13 protein-coding genes and 2 pseudogenes are annotated in these 13,459 nt (G+C 69.8%); 3 read left to right on the top strand and 12 right to left on the bottom strand.

Translation table 11 applies throughout. The features are described 5' to 3' along the window. Window positions 1-99 precede the first annotated feature (99 nt). Window positions 100-755: pseudogene (istB, locus tag CRP52_RS35190) on the top strand (IS21-like element helper ATPase IstB); the annotation flags it as partial. A 52-nt stretch (window positions 756-807) separates the two neighbouring features. On the opposite strand, the gene CRP52_RS35195 reads toward istB, so the two are convergent. Both CRP52_RS35195 and CRP52_RS35200 read right to left on the bottom strand, forming a co-directional pair. Beyond that, window positions 808-1,254, bottom strand: coding sequence for a hypothetical protein (locus CRP52_RS35195; protein WP_097240915.1), 447 nt, complete (start codon window positions 1,252-1,254; stop codon window positions 808-810). A 257-nt stretch (window positions 1,255-1,511) separates the two neighbouring features. Further along, window positions 1,512-2,090, bottom strand: a complete 579-nt coding sequence (locus tag CRP52_RS35200; RefSeq protein ID WP_097240916.1) for a TetR/AcrR family transcriptional regulator — start codon at window positions 2,088-2,090, stop codon at window positions 1,512-1,514. Between the two features lie 143 nt (window positions 2,091-2,233). Here CRP52_RS35200 and CRP52_RS35205 point away from each other — a divergent pair, with 143 nt between their 5' ends. Then, window positions 2,234-2,995, top strand: a complete 762-nt coding sequence (locus tag CRP52_RS35205; protein WP_097240917.1) for an SDR family NAD(P)-dependent oxidoreductase — start codon at window positions 2,234-2,236, stop codon at window positions 2,993-2,995. Between the two features lie 404 nt (window positions 2,996-3,399). Here CRP52_RS35205 and CRP52_RS35210 read toward each other — a convergent pair whose 3' ends face one another. From CRP52_RS35210 to CRP52_RS35255, 8 genes and pseudogenes are all read right to left on the bottom strand, one after another. Beyond that, window positions 3,400-3,693, bottom strand: coding sequence for a hypothetical protein (locus CRP52_RS35210; RefSeq protein WP_097240918.1), 294 nt, complete (start codon window positions 3,691-3,693; stop codon window positions 3,400-3,402). 602 nt (window positions 3,694-4,295) lie between these two features. After that, window positions 4,296-5,687: an amidase gene (locus tag CRP52_RS35225; RefSeq protein WP_097240921.1), complete on the bottom strand. Its 1,392-nt coding sequence runs from the start codon at window positions 5,685-5,687 to the stop codon at window positions 4,296-4,298. Then, entirely contained in the window at window positions 5,674-5,883 is a 210-nt protein-coding gene (locus CRP52_RS35230; RefSeq protein ID WP_097240922.1) for a hypothetical protein, read from the bottom strand. The genes CRP52_RS35225 and CRP52_RS35230 overlap by 14 nt, the downstream gene beginning before the upstream one ends. An 85-nt stretch (window positions 5,884-5,968) precedes the next feature. Beyond that, on the bottom strand, window positions 5,969-6,901 hold the full coding sequence (locus tag CRP52_RS35235; RefSeq protein ID WP_097240923.1) for an MBL fold metallo-hydrolase: 933 nt from the start codon (window positions 6,899-6,901) through the stop codon (window positions 5,969-5,971). Window positions 6,902-6,967: 66 nt separating this feature from the next. Continuing rightward, the gene (locus tag CRP52_RS35240) at window positions 6,968-8,188 is read right to left on the bottom strand and encodes an MFS transporter (RefSeq protein WP_097240924.1); all 1,221 of its coding nucleotides are present in this window, start codon (window positions 8,186-8,188) and stop codon (window positions 6,968-6,970) included. Window positions 8,189-8,271: 83 nt separating this feature from the next. Next, on the bottom strand, window positions 8,272-8,856 hold the full coding sequence (locus CRP52_RS35245) for a TetR/AcrR family transcriptional regulator (protein WP_097240925.1): 585 nt from the start codon (window positions 8,854-8,856) through the stop codon (window positions 8,272-8,274). A gap of 99 nt (window positions 8,857-8,955) precedes the next feature. After that, window positions 8,956-9,105 (bottom strand): annotated as a pseudogene (locus tag CRP52_RS40200) (IS110 family transposase); the annotation flags it as partial. Window positions 9,106-9,366: 261 nt separating this feature from the next. Continuing rightward, window positions 9,367-9,705 carry a cyclic-phosphate processing receiver domain-containing protein gene (locus CRP52_RS35255; protein ID WP_097240926.1) on the bottom strand — a complete coding sequence of 113 codons (339 nt, stop codon included), beginning with the start codon at window positions 9,703-9,705 and terminating at the stop codon, window positions 9,367-9,369. Window positions 9,706-10,157: 452 nt separating this feature from the next. Here CRP52_RS35255 and CRP52_RS35260 point away from each other — a divergent pair, with 452 nt between their 5' ends. Further along, on the top strand, window positions 10,158-11,180 hold the full coding sequence (locus CRP52_RS35260) for a serine hydrolase domain-containing protein (protein ID WP_306458937.1): 1,023 nt from the start codon (window positions 10,158-10,160) through the stop codon (window positions 11,178-11,180). Window positions 11,181-11,841: 661 nt separating this feature from the next. Here CRP52_RS35260 and CRP52_RS35265 read toward each other — a convergent pair. Further along, window positions 11,842-12,309 (bottom strand): ricin-type beta-trefoil lectin domain protein, encoded by a 468-nt coding sequence (locus tag CRP52_RS35265; RefSeq protein ID WP_097240928.1) that lies wholly within the window; start codon window positions 12,307-12,309, stop codon window positions 11,842-11,844. Window positions 12,310-12,786: 477 nt separating this feature from the next. Beyond that, on the bottom strand, window positions 12,787-13,455 hold the full coding sequence (locus CRP52_RS35270) for a WD40 repeat domain-containing protein (RefSeq protein ID WP_097240929.1): 669 nt from the start codon (window positions 13,453-13,455) through the stop codon (window positions 12,787-12,789). Window positions 13,456-13,459 lie beyond the last annotated feature (4 nt).

Genomic DNA, 13,459 nt, shown 5'->3' on the forward strand with positions numbered 1-13,459 from the left:
GGGCAGAATCCTCGCGCACGTCGGCATCCCGAAGGTCAACTCGTTCCACATGACGCTGTCGTACTCGCGCGACCCGTTCTGCTGCTTCACCAGCAGCCAGGACCTCGCGACTTCCTCGACCTCCTCCTCGCCGAGGAACTGGCCGTTCGCGACGACCGCCGCTTCCGCCAGGGCCTGCGACTGTCGAAGCTGCCCCACCACAAGACCCTGGACGACTACGACTTCTCCTTCCAGCCCGAGCTCGACCCGCGCAAGGTCAAGGACCTGGCCACGCTGTCGTTCGTCGAGGCCAAGGCGAACGCCGCCCAGCCGGGGCCGCCGTCGGCAAAACCCACTTGGCCGTCGCCCTGGCGGTCGCCGCTTGCCGGGCCGGCTACTCGATCTACTTCACCAGCCTCGACGACATGGTCCGACACCTCAAGGCCGCCGAGGCCGCCGGGCGCCTGACCAGCAAGCTCCGCACCTACCTGCGGCCGAGCGTCCTCGTGGTCGACGAGGTGGGATACCAGCCCCTTGAACGCGCCGAGGCGAACCTGGTCTTCCAGGTGATCTCCAAGCGGTATGAGAAGGGCTCGATCATCCTGACCTCGAACAAGACCTTCAGCGGATGGGGCCAGGTCTTCGGCGACGAGGTCCTCGCCACCGCCATCCTCGACCGGCTCCTGCACCACTGCGACGTCATCTCGATCAACGGCAACAGCTACCGCCTCAAGAACCGCCTCCAGGCCATCGACCGAGACACCGACGTCGCCTGAGCGATTGCTCCGCCTCATCGAGGTTTCGCTGCTGCCAAGGGGCCCCAGGATGTCACTGGAGCACGGATGCCTCATCATCGCTCATGGCCTGGTAGACAGTCACCATCGCGGCCACAGCGTCGATTTCGATCGGTCCGGTAATCCTCAGCCAGACCAGTTCGGGTAGGTCCTCGGAGCGGTCGAGTCGGTCGACCGCCTCGGCTGGCCAGGCCAACGGCAGCTTCGGCAGATGGACGAGGGAGATCCCGTCGACGAAGGAAGTGGAGTCCAGGCCGGGGCCCCACGGGCGGACCGAGCGGAGATCTGACAGCGAGATCACTACATCGGGCTTCCACGGTCCCACGCGCAGCCACACGTCCAGCGTGTTGTCCTCGCGGTCCTCGTTGGACTCGTCCAACGAGATGCGCTCGATGAGGTAGCGAATGCAGGACTCCAGCCTCCGCGCCGCATTCGTGCATCGGTTCTTGAAGGCGTCGAGTGCCGCGTGTTCGTCGACCACGGCACAAGATTACGGCGAGTGGAACGGTCCACAGGAGCACTCTTCAGACATCTGACCGATGAACTCCACCACCCCTTGGCTGCCCAAGCCGACCTATGCGGCGCCAACGCCGTTCACACCTCGTTGAGCTGAGTCAGTGGTGCACACAAGCCCGTACGCACTGGAGCACTCAGATCAGTACGCGGACACCTGCTGGTTCGCGATCACGGGGGCAAGTGTCGACAGAGGGTCGTTTGCCGACACTTCCGGGGGCGGCATCAGTGCGCTGTGCCGTACCTGAGTCCGTCGAGGGTGAGGTCGAGGAGGCGTTCGGCCTGTTCGCGCTGTTCGGGCTTTCCTGAGGCGAGGGCGATGCCGGTGAGGGCGGCGAACATGTCGGCTGGGCTGATGTCCGATCGGATGCTGCCGGTGGCGGTCGCGGCGTCCAGGAGCGAGGTGAGGGCCGTCATCATCAACTCCCGGCTGTGGGCGTAGGGGTTGACGCCGGAGTCGACGACGGCACGGAGAGCATCGGCCATCCCCAGTTTCGCGGTGGCGTAGTCGATGAAGCGCCCCATCCAGGCGCGAAGCGCCTCGCGTGGCGGCATGGCCACCAGGAGTTCGGGGGCCGCCTCGCACAGTCGGTTCAGTTCGTTGCGGTAGGCGGCCTCGATCAGGAGTTCCCGGGTCGGGAAGTTGCGGTAGAGCGTGCCCGTCCCGACTCCCGCCTCCTTGGCGATGTACTCCAGGTGTGCGTCCAGTCCCTGCTCCGCGAAGACGCGCACCGCGGTGGAGAGGATCTTCTCCCGGTTGCGCCGCGCATCGGCCCGCAGCGGCCGGCCGGTCTCTGTGGTCATCGGAGGGCTCTTTCCTCGAAGAGTTGCTAAGTGGCGGCGCCTCCGCTTACCGTGCCGTAAGTGGCGGCGCCTCCACTTACGTAGTTTAGGGCACACCCGCCTTCGTCCGCATGGTGCGGGCAAGCACATCAGAGGAGAAAATGATGAGCCTCCCGCTCGAAGGCAAGGTCGCCGTGGTCACCGGTGGCGCGTCCGGTGTCGGCCTGGGGATCACCCAGGAATTCGTGGACCAGGGCGCCCGCGTGGTCATCACCGACCTTCAGCAGGACCAGCTGGACGAGGCGGTCGCCAAGATCGGCCCGAACTCCTCGGGCATCGTGGCCGACGTCACCAAGCTTGCGGAGATGGAGGCGGCGTACCACGAGGTCATCGCACGCCACGGACACCTCGACGCGGTCGTGGCCAACGCCGGCATCGGCGCGCATGCCCCGCTCGGCGCGATCACCGAGGAGCAGTTCGACCGGACCTTCAACGTCAACGCCAAGGGCGTCCTGTTCACCGTCCAGCCGGCGATCGCGCTGCTGCCGCCCGGCGGCACGGTCGTCATCATCGGGTCGACCGCGTCCATCCAGCCCCCAGCAGGCATGGGCCTGTACGGCGGCTCCAAGGCCGCGGTGCGCGCCTTCATCCGGTCCTGGATCCAGGACATCAAGGGCACCGGCATCCGCATGAACGTCCTCAGCCCCGGTGCCGTGGACACCGAGTCCCTGCGCAGCGCCCTGGGCATGGCGCAGGGCGCCGACGCCGTTGCCGCCGCGGTCCGGACGATGGGCGAGGGCAACCCAACCGGGCGGATCGCCGACCCGCGCGAGATCGGCAAGGCTGTGGCGTTCCTCTCCAGCGACGCCTCCAGCTTCATCACCGGCGTCGAGCTCTTCGCCGACGGCGGCATGGCGCAGGTCTGAGCAGAAGCGGCAAAGGCCCAGGTCAGAGATGCAACGCGAGGCCGTGTTGCCTCCCATGTCGCAACGGGCGATCCATGGTGGGAGGTGCGGGGCTGCATGCCTGGCTCTATCGGCGAAGAACCGCAGCGCGTGAGGGCGCCACCGCCCCAGCTCCGCCCGTTGCGCCGAGGCCGGCTCGGGCCGCGTCCCGGGCGGGTCGGACACCACGGTGCCCGACCCGCCCTCGTACGAGACCCACCGCTGCCTACATCGTTTCCGCCGCGGTGTTCAGCTCGTTCCCGCTGACCTGGGCTGGGCGCAAGGCGATGTGCTGGCGGCTGTCGTCCGCGCGCACGTCCGGCACCTGCAACTCGGCGCGGTAGCCGCCCCAGCACCGGTCGGCGGCGTGGTCCGGGCCCGCCGGATCAACCGTGCTGCTCCGAGGCGAGGATGGTGTCGATCATGCGCTGCAGCAACGCGGCCAGGTAGCGCTTGTCGTTGGCGGCCTTGTGATCGCCGAGCTGGTCCAGCCGCATGGCCTCGTCGAGCAGCTCGTCGCGCTGGTGGAGCATCCTCACGACGTCCGCGCGGTGGTCGGTGGCGGCCGCGGCCGAGGCCGCGCCCGGCTGGACGGGGGCGGCCTGAGCGGGGGCGGCCGCGAGCAGGACACCACCGGCCAGGGCGGCGGTCAGGGCGATGGCGGGAAGACGATGGCGCATTGAGCTTCTCCTCATTTTCGACGGTGCCTTCGGTTGGGCGCGGGAGTGACCCGGCCCGGGATCGATCAGAGATGCGTGCCTTGAGCACGCTTCTGACTGTAGCAGGAAAAGCGTGCGTCGAGCACGCTAATGTGGGACGTGAACAGCTCGACGGGACACGACATCGGAATCCCCATGAACCGCACCGACGCCGACCGGAATCTCGGCAGCGCCCGCTGAGCACCCTGCCCATCTGAGGCCACGAGGCCGCCCCCGTCCCAGGCGTCGCGCGCCAGGTCCGCCACCCGCCACCTTCTGCTGCCGGTTCGCCGGAGCGACAGGTCCGGCGTCGGTGACGACCAGGGCGACGGGGGTAGCCGGGCCGGGTGTGGCCGGGGTAGGCGCGGCGAGCGAGGTGGTCGTCATCGAAATGGCCTTCCATCAACAGCAGGCCGGATCCGGCGCGGTGGTCGGCCCCGGTACCCGGACCAGGGTGCCGCCGCCGACGCACACCACCCCCTTGTCCGCGGCCTGACCACACCCCTTGTCCGACCCCTCGACCAGCATGTTGTCGCGCGGATGCACACGGTGCGGTGCGGTGCGGGTCTACCAGCGGTACGGGTCTACCAGCGGTGAGGTGTCACCCGAGCGGGCTGGGTCTGTTCGTAGGCGTGGCCGACCCGCAGGAGTGTGGGCTCGTCGAGGGGGCGGCCGAGCAGCTGCATGCCGACGGGCATGCCTGCCGCGTCCTGGCCGACCGGAACGGTCAGGGCGGGCACTCCGGTGATGTTGGCGGGGGCGCAAAGGCGCACGTAGGCGTCGGAGACGCTCTCGGCCGTGCCGTCGGGCCAGGTGACCGTCTCCTCGTCGGCCCCGACCGCGGGCATCGGGACGCTCGGGGCGGCGATCACGTCGACCTCCTCCAGCATCCGTGCCCACTCGGCGCGCATGAGCGTGCGGGAGCGTTGAGCGCGTACGTAGTCGCCGGCGCTCATCAACTCGCTTGCCTCCAGGAGGATGCGGACGTCCTCCTGGTACAGCTCGGGGACCGTGCGCAGGCTGCCTTCGTGGTAGGCGCCGGCCTCCGGCACCATCAGGCCCCACTGCGTGGCCTGGATGTAGCGGGTCATCGGGATGTCGACCTCGACGAGCCGCGCGCCCAGGGCCTCCAGCTGCCCGATGGCGTTCCGGACCGCGGTCTCCACCTGCGGGTGGACGTGGTCGAAGTAGTAGGTGCGCGGCACACCTATGCGCAGCCCCGTCAGGTCCGGGTCCGCACCGGGCCGGTAGTGCGCGGCGGGCACGGACAGCGAGGCGGGGTCGCGCGGATCGTGTCCGGCCAGCGTGGTCAGGACCAGGGCCGCGTCCTCGACGGTGCGGGTGATCGGGCCGACGTGGTCCAGCGACCAGGACAGGGAGGTGACGCCGTGACGGGGGACGAGACCGTAGGTCGGCTTGAGGCCCACGACCCCGTTGAGCGCGGCGGGCACCCGGATCGACCCGCCGGTGTCGGTGCCCAGGGCGAAGGTCGCGGTGCCCGCCGCGACGGCGACCGCGGAGCCGCCGCTGGAGCCGCCGGCGACCCGGCCGCGGTCCCAGGCGTTGCGGGTCTGCGGGGTGGTCAGCCCGAACGCGAACTCGTGGGTGTGGGTCTTCCCGAGCAGGATCGCGCCGTCTGCGCTCAGGCGCGCGGCGACCGTGCTGTCCGCCGTTGCATGGTGGCCGGCACGTACGCGGGAGCTGGCGGTGGTGGCCATCCCGCTGACATCGATCAGGTCCTTGAGCGCCATCGGGATGCCGTGCAGCGGCCCCCGGTAACGCCCTTGCGCGGCTTCGTGTTCGGCCTCGCTCGCCGCCCGCCGCGCCTGCTCCGCGGCGACCGTGACGTAGGCGCCGAGGTGCGGCTCCACTTTCTCGATGCGATCGAGGACGGAGTCGACCAGTTCGACGGGGGACAGTCGCCGGGCACGGATCGCGTCTGCGGCGGCGGCGAGGGAGAGCTCATACGGCTGCATCGTGGTGCTCCTCTGCGGCCCGGTAGGCGGCGGCGGGCGGGACGTCCGCGAAGTCCAGCTCGCGCAGGACCGCGACGACGCTGTGGATGTGGTTGGCGACCGCGGCGACCGCGGCATGGCGTTCGGCGGGCAGCACCAGGCCGGCGCGGGCCGCCCAGCGGGCGGCCTCCGGTGGGGTGAGTTCGACGGCGGACACGGATGCACTCCCTTTCGGTGGAGGTTGGAGTGGCGGAGTAACCGCCACCCTTCGAGGCTTGGGGATTCGTTGGCAGGTCGCGTGGTCAGGCCCCGGTGGCCGGGATTTCGACGCCCGGCTCGGCGAGCAGCCGGTAGCGGCCGTTCTCCCGGCGGACGGTGCCGGCCGTGGGCTGCGGGAAGTGGGTGCCCAGCAGCAGCGCGTCGGTGTCCGCCAGGGTGTCGAGGAGCCGGGCGCGGGTGCGGACGGCCCGGGCGGGGTCGGTGTCGACGCAGCTGTGGATGTGGGGGTGGGACAGCTGCACGGGGTGGTGGATGCTGTCGCCGCTGATCAGCGCCCGGCGGTCGCTGCCGCGCAGTTCGACAGCGACCTGCCCCGGCGTGTGGCCCGGGGCGGGGACCAGGAGGACGCCCGGCGCCACCTCGCGTCCCTGGTCGGGCACGTCCACGGGGTCGTACTGTCCGGCGTCGCGGACGGGGTGGACGGAGTCGCGGAACATCTGGGTGCGGGCTTCGTCCAGGTCGGTGGCGGCCCAGTGGTCCCATTCGGTGCGGCTGGTGAGGTAGCGGGCGTTGGGGAAGGTGGGGATCCATTCCTCGCCGGCGAGGCGGGTGTTCCAGCCGACGTGGTCGGTGTGCAGGTGCGTGGTGATCACCAGGTCGACGGACTCGGGCGGGAAGCCGGCCGCCGTCAGCCGCTCCAGGAAGTCGGTGTCGAGACCGTTCCAGGCCGGGTTGACGCGTGGCTTGGCGTTGCCGATGCCGGTGTCGACGACGATCCGCAGCCCACCCGCCTCCACCGCGAAGCTGTGGCTCGCCAGCCGCGGGACCTCGGCGTCGGCGAAGTCGGGGCGCAGCCAGGACGCCTCGTCCAGTACCTCCTTGGTGGCGGCCGGCAGCAGCCAGGGTCCGGTCTGCCGCGGCAGTTCGATCTCGTCGATGCGGCGTACGGCGATGTCGCCGAGGCTCCATCCCGTGCTCGCGAAGGGGGCGGCCTGACGGGGCGTGGCGGTGCTCATCGGTGGGTCCTTTCGGGCGGGCGGGGCTCTGCGGGAAGCGGGGCTCTGCGGGACGGCAGGGCTCGGTCAGGCGGTGCGCGGCTGGCGCAGGGCACGGACGAGGCCGGTCAGGGTCAGCAGGATGACCGTCACGGCGTAGAGCGAGACGGCGGTCGCCAGGCCGTACAGGTTGGTCAGCAGACCGGCGAGGACGGCGGGGACGCTCATGGCGAGGTAGCTGAGGACGTAGTAGGCAGCGAGCGTCCCGGCGCGTTCGCCCGGGGCGGCCGGGGGCAGCAGCAGGCGCAGGGCGCCTTGGGTGACGGCGCCGAAGCCCGCGCCCGCCAGGGCGGTGCCGGCGAACAGCGCGGCCAGGCTGTGCAGGTGGGGGCCGCTGAGGGTCAGCAGGGCTCCGGGGATCAGGAGCGCGGTGCCGGCGAGGCTGACGGGGCGGGCGGGCAGCGTCCGGGCGGCGTGGGCGGCGAGCCCTGCCGCGGCCGTCAGGGTGAAGAAGACCAGGCCGCCGGTGGCGCTCGCGGCGTGCGGGGCGATGAGCCGGGCGAGCGAGGGGCCGAGGGAGGAATAGAAGCCGCCCAGCGCCCAGGCGGCGATGATGCCGGGCGCGACGAGCGCCATGGCCGGCCGGGAGGCCGGGGCGACGGTGACGGCGGGGCGCAGTGAGCGCAAGGCGCCGGAGTGGGGTCGGGCGGTCTCGGGGGTGAGCAGGACGGCGGCGGCCTGCGCGGTGAAGAGCAGGAGCAGCGGCAGGTAGACGGTGCGGGTAGGGGCGGGGGCGTACTGCACGAGGGCGGTGGCGGCCAGCACGCCGGCCGCCATGCCGGCCACGGGAGTGATGCCGTTGGCGGCCGTGGCCCGGCCGGGGCGGTCGGGGTCCTCGAAGTCGAGCAGGGCGGCTCCGGCGGCGCTGGTGGCCGCGCCGGTGGCCAGGCCCTGCAGGATCCGGGCGGCGATCAGCGCCGGCACTCCCTGGGCGGTGGCGAAGACGGCCATCGCGAGGGCCTGTGCCAGCAGCGCCGCGGTGAGGACCGGGCGCCGGCCCAGGTGGTCCGAGAGCGTGCCCGCAGTCAGCAGTGCCACCAGCAGCGCCAGCGCGTAGGCGCTGAACACAACGGTCAGCGTCATGGCCGAGAAGTGCCACGCGGCCTGGTAGAGCGCATACAGCGGGGTCGGCGCGCTGGAGGCGGCCAGTAGGACGACCAGCACCGAGGCGTGCAGCCGGAAGGCACCACGGCGGCCCAGCATGGGCAGGCGGCGGGGGCGGGACAGCAGGGCTGTGACGCTGGACATGGAAGCACCTCCGAGCCTTAAGGCGAATGCTTTGCGTTTAGCACTCTAGGCTCATGGGCTTCGAAAACGCAAATACTTAGCTTTTACGTGTCGAGGGCGTGCGAAGACGCGACACCGCCGAGCGCCGCCGCCACCAGGCTGGCGGTGTAGGCGTCGGACAGGTCCGAGGGGCGGAACAGGATCCGATACATCACAGGCGCGACGACGACATCCAGCAGGGTCTCCACGCCGGGCACGGCCTCCCCGCGCCCGGCCGCGCGCACGCCGATGACCTTCAACTGCTCGGCCGCGTAGTCTGAACACCGAACGGCGTTGCCCTGCTCAGGGTCACCCAGCAGGGCGTCGCGGATGTACGTGCGGCCCGCCGTCGAGGACATCTCCTCGGCGAACTGCACGGTCCAGGCCTCCAGGTCCGCCCGCAGGCTGCCGTGGTCGGCCGGCGGGGTGTCGGGGCGCAGCCGCTCGACGGCAACGTCGGACAGCAGTTCCCGCAGGTCCCCCCACCGCCGGTACACGGTGGACGGCGTCACCCCGGCCCGGGCCGCGATCAGCGGCACCGTGAGCGCATCCCGCCCCACCTCCGCCTCCAGATCGCGGACGGCCTGGTGCACGGACTGCTGGACGCGGGCGCTGCGCCCGCCGGGTCGTGTGGTCGCTCGGGCACTCATGCATACAGCTTAACGCGAAGAAGTTGCGTCTTGGTCGACAGGCTTCGGGGCTCTGTCTGTGCAGAACATCGCAGAGCCGCCCCGCCGGCACAGCACCGCCCCGGACCAGGCCCCGCGTGAGGCGTGGTGGACGGTCCGGCCGGGGATGTAGAGCAGCCTCTGACCGTGGCTGACCGGCAGCGCAATCCACAACGAAGCCCCGCCGGCGTTCAGGTCGACGGCCCGGGTGACGGGACTGCCGTCGGCCATCTTCAGCCCACGAACGACGGTATGGACCGGGTGACCTAGCGGGCCCGGGCGGAGTGTCCGAGGGAGCCGGGACAGGGTGTCGGTAGCTTTTCGGTGCGGGCCGGGTCGCCTCCCTGACAAGTGGCGGCCAGGGGCTCGCGCCTCTGACTCACCAAGGGCTGGACCCGTGGGTCCAGCCCTTTCATGCTGTTGGTGGCGTAGCCGGAGGGTCGTCGGGCGGTGGCCCTGGCCCCATATCGCCAGCTGAGGCGGCCAGGCTCCTCAGACCGTTGCCCGCTGGACACGGTAGCTCCAGCGTGCGAGTGACCTGACGACGGTTGCAGCACCGATGGGGTTGGCGCTGTGAACGAAAACAGCTCCGATCTGAAAGGGCTGCCCGTTGAAGGCGGCTTCTTCCATGAGGGTCACCACCGGCATGATGGTGTCGTCGCCGCCGAGATCGTGGTCAAGCCACAGCTCGTCAATGAAGCTGTCACGGTGCTCTTCCAGCAGCTGGATACCTTCGCGGCTGGTGCGGGCAATCCGCGTGGCCCGGGGAAGGGGGCGGATGTCGTCTATGCCAAGGATGACCGGTATCGACGAGGTAGGCGCTTCTTTCACCGGGTTATTGTCACAGTAGGCGGGTGGGACAACCACGGGGTATTGAGGCTCTGCTGGACAGGCCGCATCCCAGGGGGGAAGAAGTCGCCATTGGAGGTGGGTTCGTCGTGGCCGAGGGGTACCCGCAGGTGGTGGTGGGTGCGGTAAAGCGGCGGGCGGCGCGTAGTCCCGGCGCAGACGGATCCTGACCGAGACAGAGGTCGAGAAGAAAAAGCGTTCGGATGAAAGCGTGCTGGAGGGCGGCGTGGCACTGCGGACAAAGACCTGGAGAGACCTACCCAGGGCGTATGTACATCCGAACGGGCCGAGCTCCCCTGCTTCGCATCGCGATGGTGCTTTCTGCCAGTGCGGTGGCCTCCCTGCCCCCGATTGCCGCTCCCGCAGCTGCCGTACCGGTTCCCAGGATTTCGGCGTCTCAGCCATGGGACGCGACCGCGTCGGAGCTCGACCGGGTGATCCAGCAGACGGCCGCCGACGCCGGTGTCCCTGGAGTGATCGTAGGCGTCTGGATGCCCGGACAGCCACGCTACGTGCGGGCCTTCGGTGTCGCGGATACGAGCGACTGCGCCCCGATGCGAACCGACCTGAATATGCGGATCGGCAGCGAGACCAAGACCTTCACCGTTACCGCGCTGCTCCAGCTCGTCGACCGCGGCGAGGTCGGCCTCGACGACCCGATCTCCGCATACGTCGGCGGAGTGCCCGACGGAGAGCACATCACGCTGCGTCAGCTTGCGGACATGCGCAGCGGCCTGTTCGCCTACAGCAAGGACGCGGGCTTCCAGCACCTGCTGGCGACCGAGCCGCATCGCCAGTGGTCGCCGAGTGAGCTGCTCGGCATCGCCTTCGAGCACCCCAACCAGTTTCCCCCTGGTGCGCAGTTCGACTACTCCAACACCAACACCGTGCTGCTCGGCCTGGTCGTCGAGAAGGTCACCCACCGTCCCTTGAGGGACGTGATCCGGGACCTGATCACGCGGCCGAGCCGCCTGGACCACACCTTCCTGCCGGAAGCGGCGGAGTTCCCGCTGCCGCACGCCCACGGCTACACCGACGTGACACCGGACGGCACGGTGGCGGACGCCACGGACATCAATCCCAGCTGGGGCTGGGCAGCCGGCGCGATGATCTCGGACCTCGACGACATGCGCTCCTGGGCGGAGAACGTCGCGACAGGCGGGTTGCTGACCCCGTCGACCCAGGCGGAGCGCCTCGACGCGCAGCCCACCGGCGCGCCGGGTGACGCCTACGGGCTGGGCATCGACATCAACCACGGGTGGATCGGCCACGCGGGCTCCCTGCCCGGCTACCAGAGCCTGACGGTCTACCTGCCCGCCCAGAAGGCGACGATGGTGATCCTGCTCAACACCGACATCCCCTCGAACGGCGAGAATCCCAGCACCCTGCTCGGCCGGGCCATCACCCAGGTGATCAGCCCGGGCAACGTCTATGGCGACGCGTCCGACCAGAACTGACACACGCCCAGGGTGACGCGGGCGCCAGCGGTAGGTGAGGTTCAACATGCCCCGGCGATGGAACGTCGATCCGAACGCCGGAGAGACTCAGGCGCGCCCTGACCTCGTCCGCCACAACTCCCACCGGCCCGGCTGACCACCTTCGACCTTGACGAGCCGGCAATGTCCAGTAACTCCCTACGGCCTCCTGCTCCAGGCGCTCGGCGTGTTCCTGGTGGCAGGTCCAGCAGCGGCTGCCGGAGCGGCGGATGCCCTGGGCAGGCTTTCACCAGGGCGTGGGCACCTGGGCGGGCCGGCGGTGCCCTGAGAGGCCGAGGGAAGCGAGGGCGTCGACGCGCAGCGAGGTTCGGTGGGCGGGACCCAGCCCAGGCCGGCAGGCCTGTCTGTGACACCGCAGGCGACAAGGGCCTTGCCTGGGTGCCAGGCCGTGCTCACTTTCAGCAGTCGCCGGTCCGGAGGATCGGTGGCGCACAGTTGCTCGTCGTCAATTACCCGCCCATGCTCGCACGCGCGACAGCAACCGCACACCTGAATTAATGCAGCCGATCCCCCCTGTTCTGAAACAGGGAATTCTTCCGAGCGCGCAATTCTGCAATTCCTCACCGCAGTCAGCAGCCCGCTGCCCGGGACCGGACGGACCGGTCCCGGGCAGCGGGAGGGATCATCCGGCGTACGCCAGGCTGATCTGGTCGCCGAAGACCACCCAGTGCTGGCCAGGGTCGTTCGCGTCGCACGGCTTGGTGCCGACGTTCGGCGTGCCGTAGGCGTTGGCGAGGCAGTAGGCCGGGGCGTTGGTGAGGAAGATCCTGTCGCCCTGGACGCTCCAGTACTGGCCCGGGTCACGGCCGTCACACGCCTTGGTGCCGATGCTCTGGGTGCCCCAGGGGTTGGCGAGACAGTAGGCCCGGGCGTTGGCCAGGGCGATCTGGTCGCCCGTTACGGCCCAGTGCTGGCCCTGGTCTCCGGCGTCGCACGGCTTGGTGCCGACGTTCGGCGTACCCCAGGCGTCGGCCAGGCAGTAGACGCCCGGGTGCAGCGTCGGCGCGGCCGCGGCGTTCCCGGCCGGGACGAAGGAGGCGGTCAGCGCCAGTGCGGTGAGGGCGAGCGTCTTGCGCAGGGCGAATGCCATGAGAATAAATCCGTTCTCTATGCAACACGTATGATTCGTGCACGATCATGATACTGATTAGCCGTCGGATTCGAGCGTGCAGAGGATTTTTATCACCCATCGGCACCGCACCAGAAGCCGAGCTCTACGCATTCATCCGAACGGGAATGGATGCCCCGAGCGGAAGCTCCGACCCGGACTCGTCGTCCTCCGCCGAGCCGAGCTTCAGTGGGCTGTAGGGCGGGTTGGCGTCCGAGTACAGCTCGTCCTTGCCCCGCCGCCCCGCCGCCGCTCGTTGTTCGCCCGGCACGGGCACCGGCCCACCTCCTCGACGGCGACTGGACAGTTCCCTATAGCGTCAGTGTGTTGAAGCGCTGCAGGAGAGGTGCCGGGTGGCGAGTGTTCTGGGCGGGTCGGGACCGCTGACGCGGTCCGGCCCATCAGGAGTCGAGTCAACAGATCATGAGACCAGGTCAGCCGATCGCCGCCGCGCTGAACCTATGCTCGCTCCGTCGATGCGCGCCAGAGCCGGACCGTGCTTCCATCAGCACTCGCCAGCAATGGCTCGTTGGGAGCGAACGCTGCCGTTTTGAGGCCGTTGACGAAACCCGCGAGTGGAGACCCGAGGGAAAGGCCGCTGGCCGGATCCCATAGGCGTACCGTGCGGTCCATGCTCGCGCTCGCGAGCAGTCTGCCGTCACCGGAGAAGGCGACGGCCCTGACCGCGTTGCGGTGACCCACCAAGGGGTTGCCGACAGGCCGGAAGGTGACGGTGTCCCACACCTGCACGGTCTCGTCCCAGCTGCCGGTCGCGAGAAGGCCGCCATCAGGAGAGAAGGCCACTGCACGTACCGCACCGCGATGGCCGGTCAGTGGTGCGCCGACGAGCCGGCCACTCAAGGGATCCCACAGACGCACGACCGCATCCTCCCCGCCGGTTGCCAGGAGCCGTCCATCCGGGGAGAACGTCACGGCGTCGACCCCGCTGGTATGGCCCGTGAGCGGAGATCCGACAAGGGCGCGGGTGCTCGGATCCCACAGGCATACCGTGCGGTCCAGCCCGGCACTCGCCAGCAGTGTGCCGTCGGGGCGAAGGAGACGTCCCACACGGCACCGGCGTGCCCCGTGAGCGGTTGCCCGATCTGCTCGCCCGTCGCCGAGTCCCACAACC

This window comes from Streptomyces sp. 1331.2 (assembly GCF_900199205.1).
In the GTDB taxonomy this organism is placed as follows: Bacteria; Actinomycetota; Actinomycetes; order Streptomycetales; family Streptomycetaceae; genus Kitasatospora.

What these genes read in the sequence shown, in the direction of transcription:
- CRP52_RS35205 (WP_097240917.1), top strand. Translation starts at nt 2,234, where the DNA reads ATGAGCCTCCCGCTCGAAGGCAAGGTCGCCGTGGTCACCGGTGGCGCG.
- CRP52_RS35225 (WP_097240921.1), bottom strand. Translation starts at nt 5,687, where the DNA reads ATGCAGCCGTATGAGCTCTCCCTCGCCGCCGCCGCAGACGCGATCCGT.
- CRP52_RS35200 (WP_097240916.1), bottom strand. Translation starts at nt 2,090, where the DNA reads ATGACCACAGAGACCGGCCGGCCGCTGCGGGCCGATGCGCGGCGCAAC.
- CRP52_RS35210 (WP_097240918.1), bottom strand. Translation starts at nt 3,693, where the DNA reads ATGCGCCATCGTCTTCCCGCCATCGCCCTGACCGCCGCCCTGGCCGGT.
- CRP52_RS35240 (WP_097240924.1), bottom strand. Translation starts at nt 8,188, where the DNA reads ATGTCCAGCGTCACAGCCCTGCTGTCCCGCCCCCGCCGCCTGCCCATG.
- CRP52_RS35235 (WP_097240923.1), bottom strand. Translation starts at nt 6,901, where the DNA reads ATGAGCACCGCCACGCCCCGTCAGGCCGCCCCCTTCGCGAGCACGGGA.
- CRP52_RS35265 (WP_097240928.1), bottom strand. Translation starts at nt 12,309, where the DNA reads ATGGCATTCGCCCTGCGCAAGACGCTCGCCCTCACCGCACTGGCGCTG.
- CRP52_RS35245 (WP_097240925.1), bottom strand. Translation starts at nt 8,856, where the DNA reads ATGAGTGCCCGAGCGACCACACGACCCGGCGGGCGCAGCGCCCGCGTC.